The sequence below is a fragment of the Zobellia roscoffensis genome, from assembly GCF_015330165.1.
GTDB lineage: Bacteria > Bacteroidota > Bacteroidia > Flavobacteriales > Flavobacteriaceae > Zobellia > Zobellia roscoffensis.
The window spans coordinates 2,680,820-2,703,041 of the sequence record NZ_JADDXT010000002.1 but is presented as its reverse complement, the minus strand read 5'-3'; the positions used below and the strand labels follow the sequence as shown (position 1 = coordinate 2,703,041).

General features: G+C 36.1%; 24 protein-coding genes. 14 read left to right on the top strand and 10 right to left on the bottom strand.

Annotated features, from left to right (window positions below; genetic code table 11):
• Window positions 1-49: 49 nt before the first annotated feature.
• The gene (locus tag IWC72_RS11310) at window positions 50-715 is read right to left on the bottom strand and encodes a uracil-DNA glycosylase family protein (RefSeq protein WP_194529832.1); all 666 of its coding nucleotides are present in this window, start codon (window positions 713-715) and stop codon (window positions 50-52) included.
• Between the two features lie 16 nt (window positions 716-731).
• Entirely contained in the window at window positions 732-4,184 is a 3,453-nt protein-coding gene (locus IWC72_RS11305; protein WP_194529831.1) for a pyruvate carboxylase, read from the bottom strand.
• 195 nt (window positions 4,185-4,379) lie between these two features.
• Between IWC72_RS11305 and IWC72_RS11300 the strand changes: the two genes are divergently transcribed.
• Window positions 4,380-4,508: a 30S ribosomal protein THX gene (locus tag IWC72_RS11300; protein WP_194526306.1), complete on the top strand. Its 129-nt coding sequence runs from the start codon at window positions 4,380-4,382 to the stop codon at window positions 4,506-4,508.
• A gap of 76 nt (window positions 4,509-4,584) precedes the next feature.
• Here IWC72_RS11300 and IWC72_RS11295 read toward each other — a convergent pair whose 3' ends face one another.
• The 6 genes from IWC72_RS11295 to IWC72_RS11270 all read right to left on the bottom strand — a co-directional run bounded on the left by IWC72_RS11295 (window position 4,585) and on the right by IWC72_RS11270 (window position 9,126).
• Window positions 4,585-5,160, bottom strand: a complete 576-nt coding sequence (locus IWC72_RS11295) for a hypothetical protein (RefSeq protein ID WP_194529830.1) — start codon at window positions 5,158-5,160, stop codon at window positions 4,585-4,587.
• Window positions 5,144-5,941: an alpha/beta hydrolase gene (locus tag IWC72_RS11290; protein ID WP_194529829.1), complete on the bottom strand. Its 798-nt coding sequence runs from the start codon at window positions 5,939-5,941 to the stop codon at window positions 5,144-5,146. The genes IWC72_RS11295 and IWC72_RS11290 overlap by 17 nt, the downstream gene beginning before the upstream one ends.
• A 73-nt stretch (window positions 5,942-6,014) precedes the next feature.
• The gene (locus tag IWC72_RS11285) at window positions 6,015-6,623 is read right to left on the bottom strand and encodes a Crp/Fnr family transcriptional regulator (protein WP_194526303.1); all 609 of its coding nucleotides are present in this window, start codon (window positions 6,621-6,623) and stop codon (window positions 6,015-6,017) included.
• A 17-nt stretch (window positions 6,624-6,640) separates the two neighbouring features.
• On the bottom strand, window positions 6,641-7,402 hold the full coding sequence (gene yaaA / locus IWC72_RS11280) for a peroxide stress protein YaaA (RefSeq protein WP_194526302.1): 762 nt from the start codon (window positions 7,400-7,402) through the stop codon (window positions 6,641-6,643).
• A gap of 107 nt (window positions 7,403-7,509) precedes the next feature.
• Window positions 7,510-8,535: an RluA family pseudouridine synthase gene (locus tag IWC72_RS11275; RefSeq protein ID WP_194526301.1), complete on the bottom strand. Its 1,026-nt coding sequence runs from the start codon at window positions 8,533-8,535 to the stop codon at window positions 7,510-7,512.
• Between the two features lie 3 nt (window positions 8,536-8,538).
• Complete coding sequence (locus tag IWC72_RS11270; RefSeq protein WP_194526300.1) at window positions 8,539-9,126, bottom strand: PASTA domain-containing protein; 588 nt, start codon at window positions 9,124-9,126, stop codon at window positions 8,539-8,541.
• A 94-nt stretch (window positions 9,127-9,220) separates the two neighbouring features.
• Between IWC72_RS11270 and IWC72_RS11265 the strand changes: the two genes are divergently transcribed.
• From IWC72_RS11265 to IWC72_RS11245, 5 genes are all read left to right on the top strand, one after another.
• On the top strand, window positions 9,221-10,204 hold the full coding sequence (locus IWC72_RS11265) for a D-alanine--D-alanine ligase (protein ID WP_194529828.1): 984 nt from the start codon (window positions 9,221-9,223) through the stop codon (window positions 10,202-10,204).
• A gap of 44 nt (window positions 10,205-10,248) precedes the next feature.
• A complete protein-coding gene (coaD, locus tag IWC72_RS11260) occupies window positions 10,249-10,704 on the top strand; it encodes a pantetheine-phosphate adenylyltransferase (protein ID WP_194529827.1) in 456 nt (151 codons plus the stop codon).
• A 119-nt stretch (window positions 10,705-10,823) separates the two neighbouring features.
• A complete protein-coding gene (locus IWC72_RS11255; RefSeq protein ID WP_317171406.1) occupies window positions 10,824-12,761 on the top strand; it encodes a PAS domain-containing sensor histidine kinase in 1,938 nt (645 codons plus the stop codon).
• The gene (locus IWC72_RS11250) at window positions 12,748-13,152 is read left to right on the top strand and encodes a response regulator (RefSeq protein ID WP_194526297.1); all 405 of its coding nucleotides are present in this window, start codon (window positions 12,748-12,750) and stop codon (window positions 13,150-13,152) included. The genes IWC72_RS11255 and IWC72_RS11250 overlap by 14 nt, the downstream gene beginning before the upstream one ends.
• Before the next feature lie 34 nt (window positions 13,153-13,186).
• Window positions 13,187-14,962, top strand: a complete 1,776-nt coding sequence (locus IWC72_RS11245; RefSeq protein WP_226968013.1) for a M14 family metallopeptidase — start codon at window positions 13,187-13,189, stop codon at window positions 14,960-14,962.
• Window positions 14,963-14,965: 3 nt separating this feature from the next.
• Here the strand turns inward: IWC72_RS11245 and IWC72_RS11240 are convergent, their stop codons facing one another.
• A complete protein-coding gene (locus tag IWC72_RS11240) occupies window positions 14,966-15,553 on the bottom strand; it encodes an NUDIX hydrolase (RefSeq protein WP_194526296.1) in 588 nt (195 codons plus the stop codon).
• 7 nt (window positions 15,554-15,560) lie between these two features.
• Between IWC72_RS11240 and pyrE the strand changes: the two genes are divergently transcribed.
• Complete coding sequence (pyrE, locus tag IWC72_RS11235; RefSeq protein ID WP_194526295.1) at window positions 15,561-16,202, top strand: orotate phosphoribosyltransferase; 642 nt, start codon at window positions 15,561-15,563, stop codon at window positions 16,200-16,202.
• A 7-nt stretch (window positions 16,203-16,209) separates the two neighbouring features.
• Window positions 16,210-16,602, top strand: a complete 393-nt coding sequence (locus IWC72_RS11230; RefSeq protein ID WP_194526294.1) for an SRPBCC family protein — start codon at window positions 16,210-16,212, stop codon at window positions 16,600-16,602.
• Here the strand turns inward: IWC72_RS11230 and IWC72_RS11225 are convergent, their stop codons facing one another.
• Window positions 16,603-17,334 (bottom strand): biotin--[acetyl-CoA-carboxylase] ligase, encoded by a 732-nt coding sequence (locus IWC72_RS11225; protein ID WP_194526293.1) that lies wholly within the window; start codon window positions 17,332-17,334, stop codon window positions 16,603-16,605.
• Between the two features lie 93 nt (window positions 17,335-17,427).
• Here IWC72_RS11225 and rsfS point away from each other — a divergent pair, with 93 nt between their 5' ends.
• The 6 genes from rsfS to IWC72_RS11195 are packed head-to-tail and all read left to right on the top strand — an operon-like array spanning window position 17,428 to window position 22,218.
• On the top strand, window positions 17,428-17,811 hold the full coding sequence (gene rsfS, locus IWC72_RS11220; RefSeq protein WP_194526292.1) for a ribosome silencing factor: 384 nt from the start codon (window positions 17,428-17,430) through the stop codon (window positions 17,809-17,811).
• 9 nt (window positions 17,812-17,820) lie between these two features.
• Entirely contained in the window at window positions 17,821-19,824 is a 2,004-nt protein-coding gene (gene ftsH, locus IWC72_RS11215; protein ID WP_194526291.1) for an ATP-dependent zinc metalloprotease FtsH, read from the top strand.
• A gap of 57 nt (window positions 19,825-19,881) precedes the next feature.
• Window positions 19,882-20,496 carry an LUD domain-containing protein gene (locus tag IWC72_RS11210; RefSeq protein WP_194526290.1) on the top strand — a complete coding sequence of 205 codons (615 nt, stop codon included), beginning with the start codon at window positions 19,882-19,884 and terminating at the stop codon, window positions 20,494-20,496.
• A gap of 4 nt (window positions 20,497-20,500) precedes the next feature.
• Entirely contained in the window at window positions 20,501-21,304 is an 804-nt protein-coding gene (locus tag IWC72_RS11205; protein WP_194526289.1) for a phosphatidate cytidylyltransferase, read from the top strand.
• Window positions 21,294-21,977 (top strand): phosphatidylserine decarboxylase family protein, encoded by a 684-nt coding sequence (locus IWC72_RS11200; RefSeq protein WP_194526288.1) that lies wholly within the window; start codon window positions 21,294-21,296, stop codon window positions 21,975-21,977. Before IWC72_RS11205 ends, IWC72_RS11200 begins: the two co-directional genes overlap by 11 nt.
• Window positions 21,952-22,218, top strand: coding sequence for an acyl-CoA-binding protein (locus IWC72_RS11195; RefSeq protein WP_194529826.1), 267 nt, complete (start codon window positions 21,952-21,954; stop codon window positions 22,216-22,218). Before IWC72_RS11200 ends, IWC72_RS11195 begins: the two co-directional genes overlap by 26 nt.
• Window positions 22,219-22,222 lie beyond the last annotated feature (4 nt).

Here is a 22,222-nt window from a genome sequence, read left to right as displayed (position 1 = left end):
TTTTAGTTTATAGCTATTCCATTATTATTTTTTACGAAGGATATATATCTTAGGAAAGAAAAAAACCTTGGTATTGAACAACCCGGAAATCCATGGTATTAAAACTTGGGTCTGCTGCTTTCATTTCTTTATAGGAAGTCAAACTGCCAATTGCTCGATTTGCAGCACCCGACGGCGCCGTTAAACTAACCGTACGAACAATACGTTTTGATTTTGGCAACTGAAGTTCGTATACTCTAGGAACTTGGTCCGTAACAGTCTTTAATTGAAGACCTGCTATTTTCAACTGTTTTCTAAAAAAATATTCCGGACCGTTTTTACTGTTACCACCCATAAAAAGAACGGTACTTATATTGGGGTAACGTTCTAAATAATGCACCAAGTCTCTTAACTGCACATTCTGCATCCCTAAATCAGAGGCATCTACTTTATCACGTGCAGCACTTTCAACAATGTCACAGACTCCTATTTTATGAGACAACAAAAAATTCTTTCGTTGGTCAATCGCAAAATGAGTGTTTTCATAAACTAAATCTAAATCAAAAATACGATTAAGAATAGGCCAGAGCATACCATTTCTGCTTCCATAGCAAAAATCTACATCATCTACCTTTAACTCACCCGTAGTAAACCTTGGAGGAGGAAGTGTACCAACAATCAGCTTCTCAGTGTCTTCAAAAATAAAAGGCTCGTATGGGTGTGTATGTAAAAACATCGGCACAAAAGTAGCCTTATTTTAGGGTTAGCACCAAATCCTCTGAATTTACCAATGAACCACCTTGTAACTGAATCTTAGCCACTGTACCTTCTTCGGTAGCGGTTACCGTAGTTTCCATTTTCATGGCCTCTATTACAAAAAGCGGTTGGTTTCTTTTTACCTCTTGACCGGTTTTCACTAGTACACTAGAAAGCAAACCTTGCAATGGTGCACCTATTTGTTTTGGGTCGGTAGAATCTGCTTTTGTATTTTCTTGTTTATCAACTTTTACAGAAGTATCCTTAATTAAAACATTCCTAAGTTGACCGTTAATTTTGAAGAATATACTAACGTTTCCTGCTTCATCAGGTTCGCCTTTTATCATCAGCGAGATAAGAACATTTTTTCCTCCTTCTAGCTCAACCATTATCTCCTCGCCTACTTCCATTCCATAAAAGAAGTTTTTGGTAGGAATATTGACCAGGTTACCGTACTTCACATGGTTGTTGTATGCATCAGTAAATACTTTTGGATATAGTTTATAAGACAGGAAATCTGTCATCTCTAGATCTCTTCCCATTCCTTTTTTGAACTTTCTTTTGAAGGATTTAAACTCCTTATCAAAATCTATGGGTTCCAGATGTGCGTTTGGCCTATTCGTATAAGGTTTCTCATCTTTAAGAACAATCTTCTGGAGTTTCTTTGGGAACCCACCAACTGGCTGCCCCAAATCTCCCCTAAAAAAGCTTTTTACGGATTCTGGAAATGAAATATCTTGGCCTTTCTCCATCACATCAGCAACCGTTAGGTTGTTGCTAATCATATACTGGGCCATATCTCCAACCACTTTGGAGCTTGGTGTAACCTTTACAATGTCTCCAAACATTTGGTTAACCTCAGCATACATTTTAGTAACCTCAGTAAATTTGGTTTCAAGACCTAAAGCAATAGCCTGACCCTTTAAATTAGAATATTGACCACCAGGAATTTCATGGTGGTACACATCTCCCGTACCAGATTTTAATCCGGACTCAAAAGTGTAATAATAGTTTCTGACGGACTCCCAGTAATCTGAATACTCCGCTAACTTATCTGTATTCATTTCATTCTCCCTTTCGTTAAAACGGAGCATCTCAACCACAGAATTAAAATTAGGCTGAGATGTCAGTCCTGAAAGACCACCTAAAGCTACATCTACAACATCTACCCCAGCCTCAATTGCTTTTAAATAGGTTGCCGTCTGTACTGAAGAAGTATCGTGCGTATGTAGATGAATAGGAATATTTATCTCTGACTTCAAAGCTGAAATCAGTTCAAAAGCGGCATTCGGTTTTAAAAGGCCTGCCATGTCTTTTACGCCCAAAATATGAGCTCCAGCATTCTCTATATCCTTGGCGAGTTGTATGTAGTACTTAAGGTCGTATTTTGTTTTAGACGGATTTAAAATATCACCAGTATAACAAATAGAACCCTCAGCAAGACCACCAGTTCTTTTACGTACATGTTCAATGCATGGAGCAAGGGATTTCATCCAATTTAGGGAATCAAAAATCCTAAAAACATCTACACCAGTGTTCCAAGATTCTTCAACAAATTTCTCAATTAGGTTATCAGGATAAGCTGTATATCCCACGCCATTAGAACCACGTATTAGCATCTGAAGCAATACATTGGGCATTGCCTTTCTTAAAAGTGCCAAACGCTCCCATGGGTTTTCATGTAAAAACCTCAGACAAACATCAAAAGTAGCACCGCCCCAAACTTCCATAGAAAAAATCTCGGGATGGTTTTTAGCATAACCTTCCGCCACTTTCATCATATCTTCTGTTCGCATACGGGTTGCCAACAAACTTTGGTGAGCGTCACGCATGGTGGTATCCGTAAAATGAATTTTCTTCTCTGCTTTTAACCATTGAGAGAATTTCTCCGGTCCCATTTCCGTGAGTAAATCTTTGGTTCCTTTTGGGAAACCTTCCGCTTTGGAAAATGATGGTACTTTTGGTTTTGTGAACTTACGGTTAGGGTCGTAATTCTTAACATCAGGATTACCGTTCACTATGGTTTCCCCTATAAATGTAATAAGCTTATTAGCTCTGTTTCTGGGCTCTACAAACTCAAAAAGTTTGGGTTCGTTTTTAATAAAGTTAACAGTAACCTTCCCTTCACGAAAAGTTTCGTGCTTTAGAATATTATCCAGAAAGGCCATGTTAGTGTTCACTCCCCGAATACGGAACTCTGCCAAAGCACGACGCATCTTTCTACAGCAACCGTCTAACGTACGGCTGCGAGCAGAAACCTTTACCAACATAGAATCAAAGAAAGGTGATATAACAACACCTTGGTAGATACTACCCGCATCTAACCGAATACCAAAACCAGAGGCGCTTCTATAGGTCGTAACCACACCATAATCAGGCTTAAAATCATTAGATGGGTCTTCTGTAGTAATTCTACACTGCAGCGCAATACCGGTTACTTGAACCGATTCTTGATTAGGGATTTTTATTTGGGTATCCGAAAGCTTATATCCCCCAGCAATAAAGAGCTGAGCTTTAATCAAATCGATATTAGTAATCATTTCGGTAACCGTATGTTCTACCTGAACACGCGGGTTTACTTCAATAAAATAAATACTACCGTCATCATCTACCAGAAATTCTACTGTACCAATATTATTGTAATTAACCGCTTTACAAATATTGATGGCATATTGGTAGAGACTATCTTTTGTCTCTTGCGGAAGCCCTATAGACGGGGCAAATTCTATAACTTTTTGATACCTTCTTTGTACCGAACAATCACGTTCGTACAAGTGTACCATGTTACCATGCGTATCGGCAACTATTTGTACTTCTATATGTTTGGGGTTTTCAACAAATTTTTCCAAGAAAACAGTATCATCTCCAAAAGCATTCAATGATTCCCTTTTAGCCTCTGGGAAGCCTTTCTCAAGTTCTTCTTGGGTTCGAATAACGCGCATTCCACGACCACCACCACCAGAAGCAGCTTTTAACATTAACGGATAACCAATACGGTTGGCTTCTGAAATTGCTGTTTTTATATTTTTTAGGTCTTTATCACTACTTTGAATAATAGGAATATTATTAGCAACCGCTACTTCTTTAGCGGTAATCTTATCTCCCAATGCTTTTAAGACTGAAACTTTGGGTCCTACGAAAACAATTCCATTATCCTCACATTTTTGAGCAAAATTGGCATTTTCAGAGAGGAATCCGTAACCAGGGTGAATGGCATTAACATTATTTTCTTTAGCCACTTTAATAATGGCATCAATATCTAAATAAGGTTTTAAAGGCTCATTGTCCTCTCCTATCTGGTAGGATTCATCGGCTTTATAACGATGCAAAGAATACCGGTCTTCATACGTATAAATACCAACAGTACGTACTCCGATCTCAACACAGGCCCTGAAAATTCGTATAGCAATCTCTCCTCTATTCGCTACTAATACCTTTTCTATTTTCATTTGTGTGTTGTTTAAATTTGTTTAAAAAAAAACCGATTCAAACAAACTTAACTTTTTTGGCTTAGGATAACAATATGATATCCTTATAAATTCTGGAAATTTTGTGATGTTTCTATAGTGAAATAAAGTGCTTTTTAGACACTTCATTTGACATTCTAAACCTAAAACCTTATATTAAAATAAAGAACAATTCATATGGGAAGAGGAGATAAAAAATCTAGAAGAGGAAAAATAGCAAATCGGTCTTTTGGGGCAAGGCGACCAAGAAAAATCAAGAAACGCCCTACCGTAGAAGAGAAAATAGATATTAAAAAGAAAAAGTAACTGTTGTTATATGTAAAGCGGCTAGTTCTTACACTGGATTTTAGAGGGTATTTTGATAGCAGTTGAAACTACTGTTTTACTTATGACCAAATATTTTGGTCCATCCAATCCCTATTTGATATCCAGATTGAGCTTTATCACTAACTAAGGGCAAAAAACCGTAAAGTCCAAGACTATTGGTGCTACTAATCTTATATTTTGGAGAAAAAGATAGGCCATAGTTAAAAAAAGTTTCATTATTAGAAAAATCCCTTTCAAAGCCTATTCGTTCATTAACCAAAGTTCCTTTAGTTCTTGCAAAACTTAAACCAACAGGTACTTCTACATTTACCTGTATCCTATTAAAATTAAGAGAGTATCCAAAATTTGCCGTTGGTATTAAACGCATATCTACATCGTTTTTTAAATATGCATCAGGCTCGGATTCTCCTTTAAAATCAAAATATACAACCATGGAAAACCCTAAAGTAAAATGATTTTTATTTTGGGAAAGTGGTATAGTATATTTACCGTAAGCGCCGTAATATAATGCTTCATCACCAGCTGCGAGCACCCCTATCTCTATTGAATTAGTATTTGCTTCCTGCGCCCATACAGCTGACCCAATAAAAAGAAATAAAATAACTACTGCTCCTTTAATTGATAAATACATAGTCCAATCCCTTTTTAAATATTTCACTTGTAGAACCACTATGTCCACTTTTTTCTATTAATTCACTCCGATGCTTAAAATTTGGATAATTTCTAGAATTGAGCCTTTGATTCATTTCTGCAAAGGACGCCAGCATAACCCCACCTTCTAAGGTGCCCATACCGTTGTAGAATTTTACCTCCAAATCTTTATGTGTGTTGGCATAGGATTCCTCAAATTCGAATATAACCCCAGCATCATACCAATATGATGTACCGCTTGATATGAATTTATTGAAAGGGTTTGAAGCTCTTTCTTGAGCCATTACATATTGTGTAAATAGTCCACCAAAGGAATGGCCAATTAATGTTTTGTTATTGGATGGATCTATACTGTACCTAGATTCTAATTCCGGTATTACTTCATTCTTAATAAATTGATAGAATTTTTCAGCACCACCAGAACCGTGGGCATAAACAGTAGGGGTATAATCCCTATTTCTTTGCTTGTTATTACCAACAGCTACTAAAATACAAGGAGGTATACTTTCCTTTTGTACTTTATCCGAAATAATCCCTGCAATTGTATTAAACCTTGTGTCTCCGTCCAAAGCAATAATCAATTGATGTTTTGAATTGGCATTATAATTTTCAGGAAGAAAGACATACACAGGGTAACTGTCATTTATTACAGAAGAGGTTACAACAAATTGTTCTTTTTTACCGATGACATCAAAACTATCATCATCATTAGAGCAGCTAAACAGTAAACTAGAGAGTAAAAGAATTGTTGCAAGTTTCATAGCCTTAGACTTTGCTTCAAAAGTCCAAAATCTTTAAAACTTAAAACTTATTCCAAATCAAGAAATTACCCTTTTAAGCGTTTTTTAAGTATGCTTTTTTCACCCTGCTATAGGTTTCTGCTGTCATACCTAAATAATTGGCAATTAATTTTTGAGGCACCTCTTCTAAAAATCTTTTAGATTTAGAAATTGTACTCAAAAAAAGTTCGTATTTTTTGTAGGCATTCTTATGCTGCAGTATTAAAGATCTCTTTTCCCGCTCTAGGTGAACTTGTTCAAATAGTTTCGTATAAATAAAGGAAAATGGGTGGCTTTGTAATAGAAGTTTGTCTATGTCCTCTTTTTCAAAATAGATAATTTCAGAATCAGTTAATGCTTCTTGTATTTGATTGGAAGGTGAGTTTTCCATATAACTTGTAAAATTATTGAAACTCATACCTGTCAGAGAAAAATCTATTGTAAACAGATTATCTTCAATAATGGTGTATTGATGGATAAACCCTTTTAAAACTAAACTGGTCTTGGTCTCCACCTGCCCTATATCCAACAGAAACTCTCCCTTTTTTATTTTTTTCTTTCGTATAACCTTAGCCAAAGGCTCAAAATCATTTTCAGTTAATGGATATACCTGATTGAAAAAATCAAACAGAATATTCTCTTCAACAGAAAAGTGCTCTTTCATAAGGTTAATTTTACTAACTACCTGATAAAAACGGGTTCGTTTTCTTTTACGGTATGCGCTTCACTGTACTCATACTCGTCATAATTGAACCCTTTTAGCTCATCTAGCGTATTTACATCTTTATCTATAATATAGCGCACCATGGAGCCACGGGCCTTTTTAGCATAAAAACTAATGATCTTTAACTTATCATTTTTCCAATCTTTAAAGACGGGACTAATTACAGGCACTTTTAAAGCTTTGGTGTCTATTGCACTAAAATATTCATTACTAGCTAAGTTGATGAAAAGTTCATCATCCTGCATTTCGGAATTCAACTCGTCCGTTAAGGTTTTTTTCCAGAACTCATACAGGTTCTTTTTTCTACCTACTTTTAATTGCGTACCCATCTCCAGGCGATACGGTTGCATTAAATCCAACGGTCTTAAAAAGCCATAAAGGCCAGAAAGAATACGTAAGCTTTCCTGTAGTTTTTCCATTTTTTGAGAAGGCATGGTATACGCATCCAACCCTTGGTACACATCCCCATTAAAAGCGTAAACGGCAGGGCGTGCATTTTTAAGTGTGAAAGGCACTTCAAAATCTTGGTTTCTTTGATAATTTAACTGCGCCAAATTATCTGAAATACCCATAAGCTCGGATAAAGCTTTAGGGTTTTTCTTGGCCAAAATTTTATTTAGTTTTAAAGCCTCTTCTAAAAATTGAGGTTGTGTTTCTTTATATTTAGGGTATTCCTTATCAAAATCCAAAGATTTTGCCGGTGAGATAACAATCTTCATACTAGTGTCTATTTTGAAAAACTTCAGGTAAAAATACTGATGATTATCAATATAACCTATGGCATAAGAAAAGAGTTATTGATATGAGTATCAATGTTATTTATAACTTAGTTACTGTGCTGTGAATAATGTCGCCATTTTTCAATACAGTCTAACATGTCCTGTGGAATTTCAGAATCAAAACGCATCATTTCTCCGGTTACAGGGTGCACAAAACCCAACGTTTTTGCATGTAGAGCCTGCCGGGGCAATACCTTAAAAGCATTATCTACAAACTGTTTATACTTGGTAAATGTTGTTCCCTTTAAAATTTTATCACCACCATAACGCTCATCATTAAAAAGTGTATGGCCAATATATTTCATGTGAACCCTGATCTGGTGGGTACGACCGGTCTCTAATTTGCAGGAAACCAAAGTTACATAACCCAATCGCTCCATAACGGAATAATGCGTAACCGCTTCCTTACCTTCATCTCCTTCAGGAAAGACATGCATCTGCAAACGGTTTTTGGGATTTCTTGCTACATTTCCTTCTATAGTACCCTCATCATCTTGTACATTCCCCCAAACTAGAGCAACATATTCCCGTTCAGAAGTTTTATCAAAGAATTGTTTGGCAAGGTGTGTCATGGCCGCCTCTGTTTTGGCCACTACCAAAAGTCCTGAAGTGTCTTTATCAATACGATGCACAAGACCAGGACGTTCATTACTGTTTGCCGGTAAATCCTTAACATGGTGCAAAAGTGCATTAATAAGGGTCCCAGAATAGTTTCCGTGACCAGGATGCACCACCATACCTGCAGGCTTATTGACTACCAACAGCACATCATCCTCATAAACAACATCTATGGGTATATCTTCCGGAACCAATAGAAACTCATGGGGAGGGTGCTCAAACAATACCTTTACCTCATCGTTAGGCTTTACCTTATAGTTCTGTTTTACAATAGTGCCGTTTACCCAAATATGCCCATTCTTAGCAGATTGCTGAATTTTATTTCGGGTAGCGTATTCTATAAAGTTCATTAAGAATTTATCCACTCTTAATGGCACTTGCCCCTTTGAAGCTATAACACGATGATGTTCAAAAAGCTCATCATCGTTCAATTCTTGATTTTCCGGTGTTTGCATGTACTATTCTGAATCTGCTTGAACCTTTGCTTGCTCGGTTATGGAACCATTACCGCAAACCAACTCAATTTTAGAAGTTTTAGGTAACTTATCACCCGGCTTCACTTGTTTTCCTTTATACTTTATATAATAGACCATATCTTTTCCTAATTGGTCTATATAAGTAACGCGTTGCACATCTAAACCTACAGCACGTAGCATAGAGGCCGCATTACGTTGTGTAACCTGTATAATATTAGGAACGGAAACTTTCTTATAGCCAGACGGATTGACCGTAAAATAAATTTTTCGGTTTTCCTTAACCTTGTTGCCGGCAGGTGGATTTTGTTCTATGATAGAAAATCTAGGGTAATCCGGATTAAAATTGGCAGAATCCAAGACCTCATACCTTAATTTAGCCTCTTCTACAGATTTACGCATTTCCGGCACGGACATTTTAGCAAAGTCGGGCACTTCAACAAACTCACCATGGTTCGTGGTTGAACTTAACCAACGTAACATAAAAAATACCAAGAGTATCAGAACCAAAATGGCTAGACCTATTTGGATAAAAAATACCTTACTTTTTAAAAAATTGAAAAAATTACGCATTGGGTTCCTTTTAACGCAACAAATATAGTGAACTCGTGTTGCTTTTTTTGTTTAATTTCGGTTTCGTTTTATAGAGTAAATTTTAAACGGTTGTATGAAGAAGAATATTGCCATAATTATGGGTGGTTATAGTAGCGAATATAAAATTTCGCTTACCAGTGGAAATGTAGTGCACAAATACCTCAACAAAGAAAAATTCAATACGTACCGCATCCATATTTTTAAAGATAAATGGGTCTATGTTGATGAAGACAATGAAGAATACCCAATCAATAAAAATGATTTTTCAGTAAACCTTGAAAAAGAAACGTTACGTTTTGACTGTATTTTTAATGCTATTCATGGTTCACCTGGAGAAGATGGCCTAATGCAAGCCTATTTTGAACTGATAGGTATTCCACAGACCTCTTGTGATTATTACCAATCTGCCCTTACATTTAATAAACGGGACCTTTTAAGTGTATTAAAACCTTACGGAATACATGCTGCCCCATCCTATTACTTAAATTTAGGAGACACCATAGACGAAGAAGCCATTATTGAAAAAGTAGGACTACCTTGTTTTGTAAAGGCTAATAAAGCCGGAAGTAGCTTTGGAATTTCTAAAGTTCACGAAAAAGAAAACTTAAAAGCCGCTATAGATAATGCATACAAAGAAGACGATGAGATTATAATTGAAGCTTTTTTAGATGGCACAGAGGTTTCAGTTGGTGTAATAACTTATAGAGGAGAAATAAAAGTCTTGCCCATTACCGAAATTGTTTCTGAAAACGACTTTTTTGATTACGAAGCAAAATATGAGGGTAAGTCCCAAGAAATTACACCTGCACGTATTTCAACAATACAACAAAAAAAGGTTGAGGAAATTGCAAAACGTGCGTATGAAGTATTAAAAATGAAAGGCTACTCCAGAAGTGAATTTATTTTTATAGGTGATGAACCCTATATGTTAGAAATGAATACCACTCCCGGACTCACCACAGAAAGTATCTTGCCTCAACAAGCGGAAAAGGAAGGTATTTCTCTAGAAGAATTGTTCACTAGTGCCGTAGATGAAGCTCTAAATAAAAAAGGGTAACTTTATAAGAATGGGTAAATTAACCCTATAATTCCAATACACTTATGAGACGTGCAATATTTCCAGGTTCTTTTGACCCACTTACCTTAGGTCACTCGGATATTATACAAAGAGGAGTTACCTTATTTGATGAAATTATAATTGCCATTGGTGTAAATGCCGATAAAAAATATATGTTTTCATTGGAACAACGCATGAAGTTTATTGTAGACGCTTTTAAAGATGAACCTAAAATTAAAGTTCATACCTATGAAGGCCTAACCGTAGACTTCTGTAAAAAAGTTGATGCTGATTTTATTTTGAGAGGACTACGAAATCCTGGTGATTTTGAATTTGAAAAAGCTATAGCACACACCAACAGAAAGTTATCTGAAATAGAAACTGTATTTTTATTAACATCTTCAGGAAAATCTTACATTAGTTCTTCAATTGTACGAGATGTAATCAGAAACGGAGGTGACTACACGAGCCTTGTGCCTGATACTGTCCGTACATTTTAAGTTTTACCACCTAATCTTCTAATATCACATTTAAAAGTGTTAATTCTTAAATATAATTTGTAATTTGTAGGTAAATACAACATAAATAGCTTTTATTTTACCTATACAACCCTTTTTTCGTGCAACACAACGAGTTTGATGCTATTCACAACAAAGGTTTAGATATAACACAAAATGCAGCTACTTTAGTCAGAAATTACAACATAGCCTTGAACGGAACCAAAACCACATTAAACAACCCCTTAGTAAAACAGCTGCCAACAGCTACTGTTTTCACGAACAAAAAGTTCGAGGTTGTTTATGCTTCCGACAAGTTCTTTGCAGATTTTGATTTTGATTCAAACGATACGTTAGGCAGACCTATAAACGAGTTATTCACAACACTTAGTGAAGACTGGGAAAATACACTTTACCACTGTCTTTCAGACAAGACTCATGATACCAATGTAAATTACAGTTTAAATAGTGCCACTGATTCTAAATGGTACAAGTGGGCGTGCACCGCTTGGCAAAATGATCAAAATAATCCCATTGGTCTGATCATACAATTTGAAGACATTACAGAAAAGAAGTTAAAGAAAGAGCAAGTAGACACTCTTCAATCTCTTCTTGATGCCATGTGTGAGATAAGCGAAATAGGGGTTTGGGATTACAACATCCAAGATGACAAGCTTATATGTTGCGATATCATTCGAAAAATATATAATGTTGGAGCGGATCACCAATTCTCTTTTGACGGCGCCCTATCTTCTTATAAGGACGGTCACAGTAGAAATACAATTTCAATGTTAGTTCATGAAAGCATGAACAAGGGTAAAACCTGGAGCGAAAAGTTACAGTTAAGAACCTCTAATGGCAAGAATATTTGGGTACAGGCGTCAGGTATGCCCACATATTCAGATGGTAAAATTGTTGGCATCAAAGGGACCCTACAGAACATAGAAAAACAAGTTCAGTCAGAGACAAAGACCAGAGAAAACGAGCTATTACTGCGTACTTTAATTGATAATTTACCTCTAAATGTATTTATAAAAGATACAGAATCAAGAAAAATTCTGGTAAACAAATCCGAGTGTGATTACATGGGTGTAGATAGTGCTGATGAGTTATTAGGAAAAAGCGACTTTGAGCTATTCAACAAAGATATTGCACTAATTTCTAGGTCAGAAGACCTACAAGTTATGGAAACTCTTATCCCTATTTTAGGTAGGGAGACTATAAACGAAACTAAAGACGGTAGAATTGCTACTTTTCTAACATCTAAAATTCCTTTGAAAGGAAATAACGGAAAAGCACAAGGTCTGGTTGGTATCAGTATGGACATTACTGACCTTAAACAAAAAGAACAAGAACTACGCGATTTAATCAATGTTACCTCGCATCAGAATAAAAAATTAGTGAATTTTGCGCATATTGTTTCTCACAACCTGCGCTCTCACACCGCTAATTTCTCTATGTTATTAGATTTTCTTGCCAACGAAAAAAACGAGAACGAGAAGTCCAACATCATTAAAATGCTTACCCAAGCTTCTGATAATTTGCTTGAAACCTTAGAGAACCTAAATGAAGTCGTTGCAATCAATACAAATATTAATCTTGAGAAAAAACCTGTTAGATTAAACCAACGTATTGTTTCTGTAAAACGAAACCTAAAAGCATTTTTAGTAAACAATAATGCTAAAATAGTAAACGCTATTTCAGAACATACGACTATTAAGGTTATACCTGCATATATTGACAGTATCTTAATGAATTTCATTACTAATGCTGTTAAATATAGACATCCAGACAGACCTCCATTAATTACTTTGAGCACTATAAGCGAAAATGGTTATGTAGTGTTATCTATTGAGGATAACGGTTTGGGTATTGATCTTAAAAAATACGGAAACAAACTATTTGGCATGTACAAAACCTTTCACGATCATAGTGACGCCAGAGGCATAGGTCTTTACATAACTAAAAACCAAATAGAGGCAATGAACGGCAAAGTAACTGTTGCCAGTAAGGTAGGCCTAGGCACTACTTTCAAAATATATTTTAATGAACAAAATTGAAAGTATTTGTATTATTGATGATGACCCTATTACAGTTTTTGGCATTCAAAAGATGTTAAGCCTTGTGGTTGATTGTAATGATATTTGTGTATACCGCAATGGCAAACTGGCTATTGAAGGGATTAAGCAGAGGATTGAAGAAAATAAAAAAGTCCCTCAGGTAATTTTTTTAGATATAAACATGCCAATTATGGACGGCTGGCAGTTTCTAGATGAGTTCATCACTTTTGATCTAACCGAAAAAGTACGAGTAAACATTATTACTTCTTCAATAGACACCTTCGATTTACAAAACTGGGAAGAGTTCAAGAAAAAAACGTGCCATACCATTACCTTTAACAACAAACCAATTCGCAAAGAACACGTTGCCGAGATTACCAAAATTGCATAGTATAAGCTTACTTGTTTTTGCTTATTTTTGATATATGCAACGACTATCTATCACCTACAGCCCCTTCTCATGTATTGTTCTTCTTGCAGTCTTGCTCATTTTTTTTTCATGTGAAACGGAACAACAAGACAATATTGAGGACTACAGAACCCATTTTGAACTTAGTAACGGCACCGAAACCGCAACATACCTAGAAACAATAGATTTCTACATTAGGCTAGCTAAAGAGTTTCCTGAAATTAATATGCAAACCATTGGTGAAACAGATAGTGGCTACCCACTACATATAATTACTTATAATCCAGATGGCGATTTTAATTTTCAAAAAATAGGAGATAACAAGACTATTTTGTTTATCAATAACGGGATTCATCCTGGTGAGAGTGATGGTATTGATGCTACCATGTTGTTATATAAAGATTTTGCCACTGGCAAATTAACCCCTCCAAAAAACACCGTATTGGTAACCATTCCCATTTATAATATTGGCGGAGCTTTGAACAGAAACAGCACCACAAGAGCCAACCAAAACGGCCCTGTATCATACGGTTTTAGAGGAAACACTTTAAATTATGACCTTAACCGTGATTTTATTAAGGGAGACACTAAAAATGCTCGCACCTTTTTTGAAATTTTTCACATGGTCAATCCTGACATTTTTATTGACAATCATGTAAGTAACGGAGCGGATTACCAATATACATTAACACATCTCTTTACGCAACACAATAAATTAGGCGGAGAATTAGGTGATTATGTAAACAATAAAATGATGCCCTCTTTAGAGAAATCATTACAAGAGGCAAAATGGGACATTACACCATACGTCAACGTCTTCAACCAAGTGCCTGAAAAAGGATTTTCCCAATTCATGGATTACCCCAGATACTCCACAGGATATACTACCTTATGGAATACTTTTGGTATGATGGTAGAAACACATATGCTCAAACCTTATAAGCAGAGAGTAGAAGGCACCTACCAGCTCATGACAAAAATGATTGATTTTGCGGAGGCAAATTCTAAAGAAATAGAACAATTAAGGGCACAAGCAAAACATAGACATAAAGATTGGACCCACTACCCTACCAAATGGCAGGTAGATACTACAAAAACAACAATTTTAGATTTTAAGGGATACGAAGGCGACACACTTACCAGTGCAGTAACAGGGCTCACGAGATTAAAATATGACAGAACCCGACCGTTTAATAAAAAAACACCATATCAAAATTTCTATACACCTATAGATTCCGTTGAAATTCCTAATGCCTATATACTTAAAAAGGGTTGGCGCAAAGTAATTTCTCTTTTAGAAGTCAACAAAATAAATTACAAGACATTCCAAAAAGATACAATGCTCACTGTACAGTCGTACAAAATAGATAGCTACAAAACAGTAGATAAACCGTATGAAGGCCACTACCCACACTACGACACAGAAGTAAGAAACTCAACAAAAAAAATGAAATTTCAACAGGGAGATATTTTAATTCCTACCGACCAAAAAGGTGTTCGGTATATCATAGAAACTCTAGAGCCGGAAACTAAAGACTCTTTCTTTAACTGGAATTTTTTCGATTCGATTTTGCAACAAAAAGAAGGGTTTTCTCCATATGTATTTGAAGATGAAGCCGCCAGGTTATTAGAGGAAAACCAAGTTTTGAAAGATAGTTTTCTATCCAAAAAAAGCAATGATTCCCTTTTTAACGGCAACTGGTACGTACAGCTAGACTGGATTTTTAAACACTCTGACCATTACGAAGATGCTCACATGCAATACCCTGTCTATAGAATTATGAAAGAGTAGAAGTTATGCTCCAAAAAGTATTTTTATGTTGTTATATGAGTTTTGGAGTGCTTCTTGAATTTTTTTAGGACCTTTCCATTTTACCTTCATTATCCCCTCTTTCTTTTCAGGTTTCAGTTTGCCTGTATAACTGGTTCGCATTGCGTACCAATGCACCTCTTTTAAAGTATACACACCGTTGTTACTGAAAATATGATAGGTGGTTCTTAAAAAATTCTCTATTCTAAGATCTTTCACTCCAGTTTCCTCCATAACCTCCCTTACGGCACAGACTTCAATAGATTCTCCCTTATCTAATTTTCCTTTTGGCAAATCCCATTTATCGTTTCTATAAATAAATAGCACCTCGCCAATATCATTGGTAACCACTCCACCAGCAGCAACCACTAGAGGAATTCTATGTGTAAACTTCTTAAGAATATCTTCATGATTAGGGTGATAGATATAGGCTTCAGTCAGTTTTTTCTTTCTTAATGCCTTTATGGCTTCTTGAATAGAAGCTTCGTTTAGCAAAAAATATTCACCGCCTCCAGTTTCTGAGAGCTTATTTGTTAAGATCAAAGGCAATTCGTTCACAAAAACTTTATACATTTGCGTCATGGTTTTAGACAAAAATACCGCCAAGAAAACGGCCGAACTTCTACTGCAAATTAATGCAATTAAGTTGAAACCGGAAAATCCTTTCGTATGGGCTTCCGGATGGAAATCTCCAATATATTGTGATAACAGAATAATACTCTCCTACCCTGTCATTAGAAACTTCGTTAGAGAAGAAATGGCAAAGCAAGTAGAGGCCCTTTATGGCAAGCCCGATATTATTGCCGGAGTAGCCACAGGAGCTATTGGAATTGGCGCTTTGGTCGCTGATTTTCTAGGACTCCCGTTTATTTACGTACGCCCGGAACCCAAGGCACACGGGAGAAAGAATCAGATTGAAGGCCAATTAGAAACCAACCAGACCGTAGTAGTTATTGAAGATTTGATCAGTACGGGAAAAAGTAGTCTGAATGCTGTAGAGGCTTTAAAAGAGTCCGGTGCCAATGTAAAAGGTATGTTAGCCATTTTTACTTATGGTTTTGATGTTGCACAAAGTAATTTTGAAGAAAAAAATGTTTCTTTAAATACACTTAGTGATTACGACCATTTGATCGAGCAAGCCTCAGACACTCATTTTATAAAAGAAGAGCAGTTAAATACCTTATTAGAATGGAGAAAAAACCCTTCTAAATGGGAACAATAATAGTAATATGCACATAGAGACACCACAAAAAGATATTGCAAAAGGAGATAAAGAAGTTTTTGAGTTCTTAACAGACCTGAAGAATTTTGAAAAATTAATGCCAGAAAACATTGATAAATTTGAAGTGATCAATGAAGATCGTTTTCTTTTTGCCCTTAAAGGTATGCCGCAAATTGTATTGCAACGACAAACACAGACACCTAACAGCCAAATTATTTTAGGTGCAGCTAGTGACAAACTGCCTTTTACACTTACTGCAGATATTCTTGCTGTGAGCGATACAGAAAGTAAAGTTTCATTAAGTTTTGAAGGTCAGTTCAACGCTATGATGGCAATGATGGTTAAACACCCAATAACGAATTTCATGAGTACGTTATCAGAAAACTTAACGAAGATTTAATTAGTAGAGCAATTTTACCTCTTTAATATCAAATTCTTTTAGCACGTTATCTTCCATGGCTATTTGTAGTTTTCCCTTTGGCGAAACTCCACGAATAAAGCCCATGAACAGCTCATTTTTTTTATTCTCAAAAGTAGAGGGTTTGTCTTTTCTAAAAAGTACCTGCTCGTAAGTCTGCCATAAACTTTCTTTGCTACTCGTATTCAACTCTAAAAAAACAGATTTTAGACTTTCCACTAATTCGTGTAACAATTCATCCAAATCAAAATTATAACCCAAAATCAATTTTAATGACGACGCATTTTCAAGCGTTCCAAAAAAGGTTTGGTTCACGTTTAACCCTATTCCTATAATTGCAGTATTAATTAAAGTTCCCGACAACATATTTTCAATAAGAATTCCACAAATTTTTGACGTACCTGACAGAATGTCGTTGGGCCATTTTATTGTTAAATCTGGTACTTGGTACGCTTTTAATGTATTATAAACAGCCAGCGACACACAAATATTTAGTAGAAAATAATCATTGGCCCGCAAGGCCAAATCTTGCCTTAACACACTAAATGTAAGGTTTTTACCAGTATCAGACTCCCATTTAGCCCCCATTTGCCCCTTTCCACTACGCTGTTCTTTAGCAGAAACCACTGTAAAATCAGCCTGCTTAACATCAGACAACAAACGCTTTAAATATGCGTTTGTAGAGTCCGTGGCATCAAGTTTGATTATATTCATGCTAGGCTCATTTTGAAGATATTGTATCTATTATAAAAAACTAGGTCTAAAAGAACAAAAAAATAATAACTTTGTAGAAACTAAAATTTTTGAATGCAAAAAAGCAAAGCCAGTGCAGATGAACTAATTGCATTGATATTACAGGGGATAGAAGAAGTTAAGGGACAAGATATAAATCTACTTGACCTTAGAGATATAGAAAATACAGTTTGTGACTACTTTATAATTTGCAATGGTACTTCAAATACGCACGTAAACGCAATAGTAGGTTCAATTCGTAAAATCGTTAGCAAATCCATACAAGACAAACCTTGGCATGTAGAAGGTGAAGATAACGCCGAGTGGGTATTAATGGATTATGTTAATGTTGTTGTACACGTTTTTCAAAGACAAATTAGAGAATATTATGATATTGAAGGACTTTGGGGAGATGCCAAAGTAACCACAATAGAAAGTAGTAGCAGTTTGAATCAGTAAAAAATAATAATGGCTAAAGATAATAATACAAATACCAAGAAACCGAAGTTCAGCTCATGGTGGATTTATGGATTGATTGCAATACTTTTAATAGCTTTTCAATTTATAGGTAGTGGCAACTTGGCCAGCACCAGAAAGACAACAACTTCGGAGTTGCAGGAATACCTTAGAAATGGTGATGTCAAAGAGATAATGATTATTACGAATACGCGCCAGGCAAAAGTTTTCCTTACGGAAGAAGCCATGGCTAAAGATGTTCATAAAGATGTTGCAGAAAAGCCTTTTCTTCCTTCAACCGGTGCTGTACCTCAATATGTATTGGATTACGGTGATTTGCAGAACTTTGAGAATGAGATAAAAAACATCAAAAAAGAAAATAATCTAGATACTATTGTCGATTATGATACGGACAATAACTATCTAATGGATCTTCTATTAGGCATACTACCTTTTGTCTTAATCATTGGTATTTGGATTTATTTGATGCGTAGAATGTCTGGCGGCGGCGGCGGCGGTGCTGGAGGTCAAATCTTTAATATTGGTAAATCTAAAGCCAAGCTTTTTGACGAAAAGACAGACACAAGAACTTCCTTTAAAGATGTTGCAGGTCTTGAAGGCGCGAAAGAAGAAGTTGAAGAAATAGTAGAGTTTCTTAGAAACCCGGACAAGTATACTTCCCTAGGTGGTAAAATACCAAAAGGAGCCCTTCTAGTAGGGCCTCCGGGAACAGGTAAGACACTTTTGGCAAAAGCCGTTGCTGGTGAAGCCAAAGTACCTTTCTTCTCGTTGTCAGGCTCTGATTTCGTAGAGATGTTTGTTGGTGTAGGTGCATCTAGAGTGCGCGACCTTTTTAAACAAGCAAAAGATAAATCTCCTGCCATTATATTTATTGATGAAATAGATGCTATTGGTAGAGCACGTGGTAAAAATAATTTTACAGGTTCTAATGATGAACGCGAAAACACCTTAAATCAGTTATTAACTGAAATGGATGGTTTTGGAACGAATACGAACGTTATTGTTCTAGCCGCAACCAACCGTGCAGATGTACTGGACAAAGCTTTGATGCGTGCAGGTCGTTTTGACAGACAGATATATGTAGACCTACCAGATATTAGAGAAAGAGAAGAAATTTTTGAAGTTCACTTAAGACCTATTAAAACTTCAGAAGCTTTAGATCTAGACTTTTTAGCCAGACAAACACCTGGATTCTCAGGTGCAGACATTGCAAACGTCTGTAATGAAGCTGCATTAATTGCTGCTAGAAAAGAGAAAAAAGCGGTTTCAAAACAAGATTTCTTAGATGCTGTCGATAGAATTGTTGGGGGGTTAGAGAAAAAGAATAAAATTATCACTCCTGGTGAGAAAGAAACTATTGCTTATCACGAAGCAGGTCACGCTACCACAAGCTGGATGCTTGAGCATGCCGCTCCACTAGTAAAGGTTACAATTGTACCAAGAGGTCAATCATTAGGTGCCGCTTGGTATTTGCCAGAAGAACGTCTTATTGTACGTCCGGAGCAGATGTTAGATGAAATGTGTGCTACTATGGGCGGTAGAGCTGCTGAAAAAGTAATTTTCAACAAAATATCTACCGGAGCATTAAGTGACTTGGAAAAAGTAACCAAGCAAGCTAGAGCTATGGTAACCATTTATGGTCTTAATGAAGAAATAGGAAACATTACCTACTATGATTCTTCAGGGCAAGATTCATATGGTTTCTCTAAGCCCTATAGCGAGGATACTGCAAAGAAGATTGACGAAGAAATATCTAAAATTATTGAAGAACAGTACCAGAGAGCCATTCAGGTATTGACCGATAATAAAGATAAACTTACTATCCTTGCAGAAAGATTATTAGAAAAAGAAGTCATCTTTAAAGAAGATTTAGAGAAGATTTTTGGCAAAAGATCTTTTGGCGAAGAATTCGATAAAAAAGGCCAAGAAAAAATTTCTAATAGTTCAATATCCTCAGAGGATGCGTTAACTGAAGAAGGAGAAGAAAATAAATAAGAATATTTAACGTTTTCTTTAACTAGAGAGAACGCATATTGAGTTTTACAAGAGCAAATGGGGCTATTTGACAAATTATTCGGTGGCGGCAAGCAAAAGAAGGTTTCCAAAGAAACAGCGGAAACTAGAGGTGCACATATGCCTGATCTGAACATTCCTGTAGATGAGAAATTTACCATACATTTTAAACAAAATGGTGGTAAATTTCTTTACTGCGATTCATTTTCCGAGATTTCTCAGGCGGTAAAAAACATCGTTAATGAGAATAGCTGGCAGGAACACCCGTTCTATGTCATAAACCCAAAACTCAAAGAAAAGTTTTCCAAAGAAAATATTAGCTTCACCAACATAAGTAAAGAAAGTGAAGTGTTCTTTACCACTTGTGAACATTTAATAGCTCAAAATGGCTCTATATTAGTTTGTTCTAATCAATTAATGGACAAAAAGCTAAACGAATTACCATATAACGTAATCGTATTTGCTACCACTAGCCAATTGGTTGAATCCATAGGGGAAGGTTTAAAAACCATTAAAAAGAAATATGGCCATAATATTCCCGCAAACATCACAACATTAAAACACTTTCAGGCCAACGAAGGAAATTCAGATGATTTTCTAACTTACGGAAGCAGTTCTAAAAACCTGTATCTCTTACTTCTGGAAGACCTATAATAACATGAGGGAAGTTTTAAGACGTTCGCTTACAGGAGCTGTTTACATCTTTTTATTGTTGTCCGCAGTTTTTTTAAGCTCAGACGCTTTCGATTTTTTATTTATGATTTTTGGGCTTGCCTGTCTAAACGAATACAAAAAGCTTGTTGATTTAAAAGGACTTCATATTTATGGCGCCTATTTAATTCTATGGTGGGCATTCATCTACTTTGTAAGTGATATGATTCTGGTCTATGCCCTATTGGGTTGTACCTTGGTCGTTAATTCCATGTTACTTTTTTACCTTTTCTCAAAACGGACAAGACTTTTCAATACCGTTCAAAAATTTCTTATTGGTTTATTCTATGTAGGCGGTGGTTGCATCTTCCTTACAATGATTCCATATACCAATAATGACTTTGCCAAGTTTTTAATTATAGGTATTTTTATCTTAATTTGGGTAAATGATTCGTTTGCTTACATAGTAGGTCGTAGCTTTGGGCGCACCAAGTTGTTTCCTGCGGTATCACCTAAGAAAACGATTGAAGGTGCTCTAGGCGGATTAGTTTTTGCTGTTGGATCAGCTTATTTTATGGCTAAATATGAACCTATTTTAAACCCCATGCAATGGGTAGTATTAGCCGTAGTTATAGTAATAGCTGGGAACCTAGGGGATTTAATCGAGTCAAAATTTAAAAGAACGGCGGGCGTAAAAGATAGTGGTGCTATTTTACCTGGCCATGGCGGCATGTTAGATCGCTTAGATAGTTTAATATTTGCTGCACCGTTTGCGTACTTAACCTTAAAAATATTCGCCCATGTTTCATAGAGAGGGTCAAAAAATTATTCTGATCACCTTTTTTATTGTTGCTGTAATCATACTTGGTTCTCAATACGCTATTGATATTCCTTGGCTTCGCATAGGAATTCAATTAATTGCCGTTGTATTTTTAATCTTAATACTACAGTTCTTCAGAAACCCAACCCGTAGAGCCGCAAAAAACTTTGATGAAATTTTAGCTCCCGTAGACGGAAAAGTAGTTGTTATTGAAGAGGTTGAAGAAACTGAATATTTCAAAGAAAAACGCATACAAGTTTCTATTTTCATGTCACCAACCAACGTTCATGTTACACGTTACCCGGCTAGTGGAAGTGTAAAATACTCAAAATATCACCCTGGAAAGTATTTGGTAGCTTGGCACCCTAAATCCAGTACAGAGAACGAAAGAACAACTGTTGTGATACGTACACCAAAATTTGGTGACATTCTCTACAGACAAATCGCTGGTGCTTTGGCTAGACGTATAGTTAACTACGCAGAAGAAGGTGATAATGTTCAGCAAGGTGAGGACGCTGGTTTTATCAAATTTGGCTCTAGAGTTGATTTATTCTTGCCCCTGGATTGTGCTATTACCGTTAAATTAAATCAGAAAGTAATCGGTGCTGAAACTTGTGTTGCCGCTGTTCTAAAGAAGAATGAAGAAGGAGAAATTACATACTGATTTTGACAAGGCGGTAGAGTTTATGAACAACTTTACCAAACCACTGCCGGCCGATCTACTATTGAAGCTTTATGCCTATTACAAGATAGCTAACAAAAACTATAGCAATCCTGGTAGCAGCACCCCTTTAATCAATGCTTTTAAAGCTAACGCCCTTATTCAAGCAAAGAATATAAAGCGAGATGATGCTATGAGGGCTTATATTAAACTTGTTAAGAACGAGGTGCGTAAAAAAAGCTAATCCA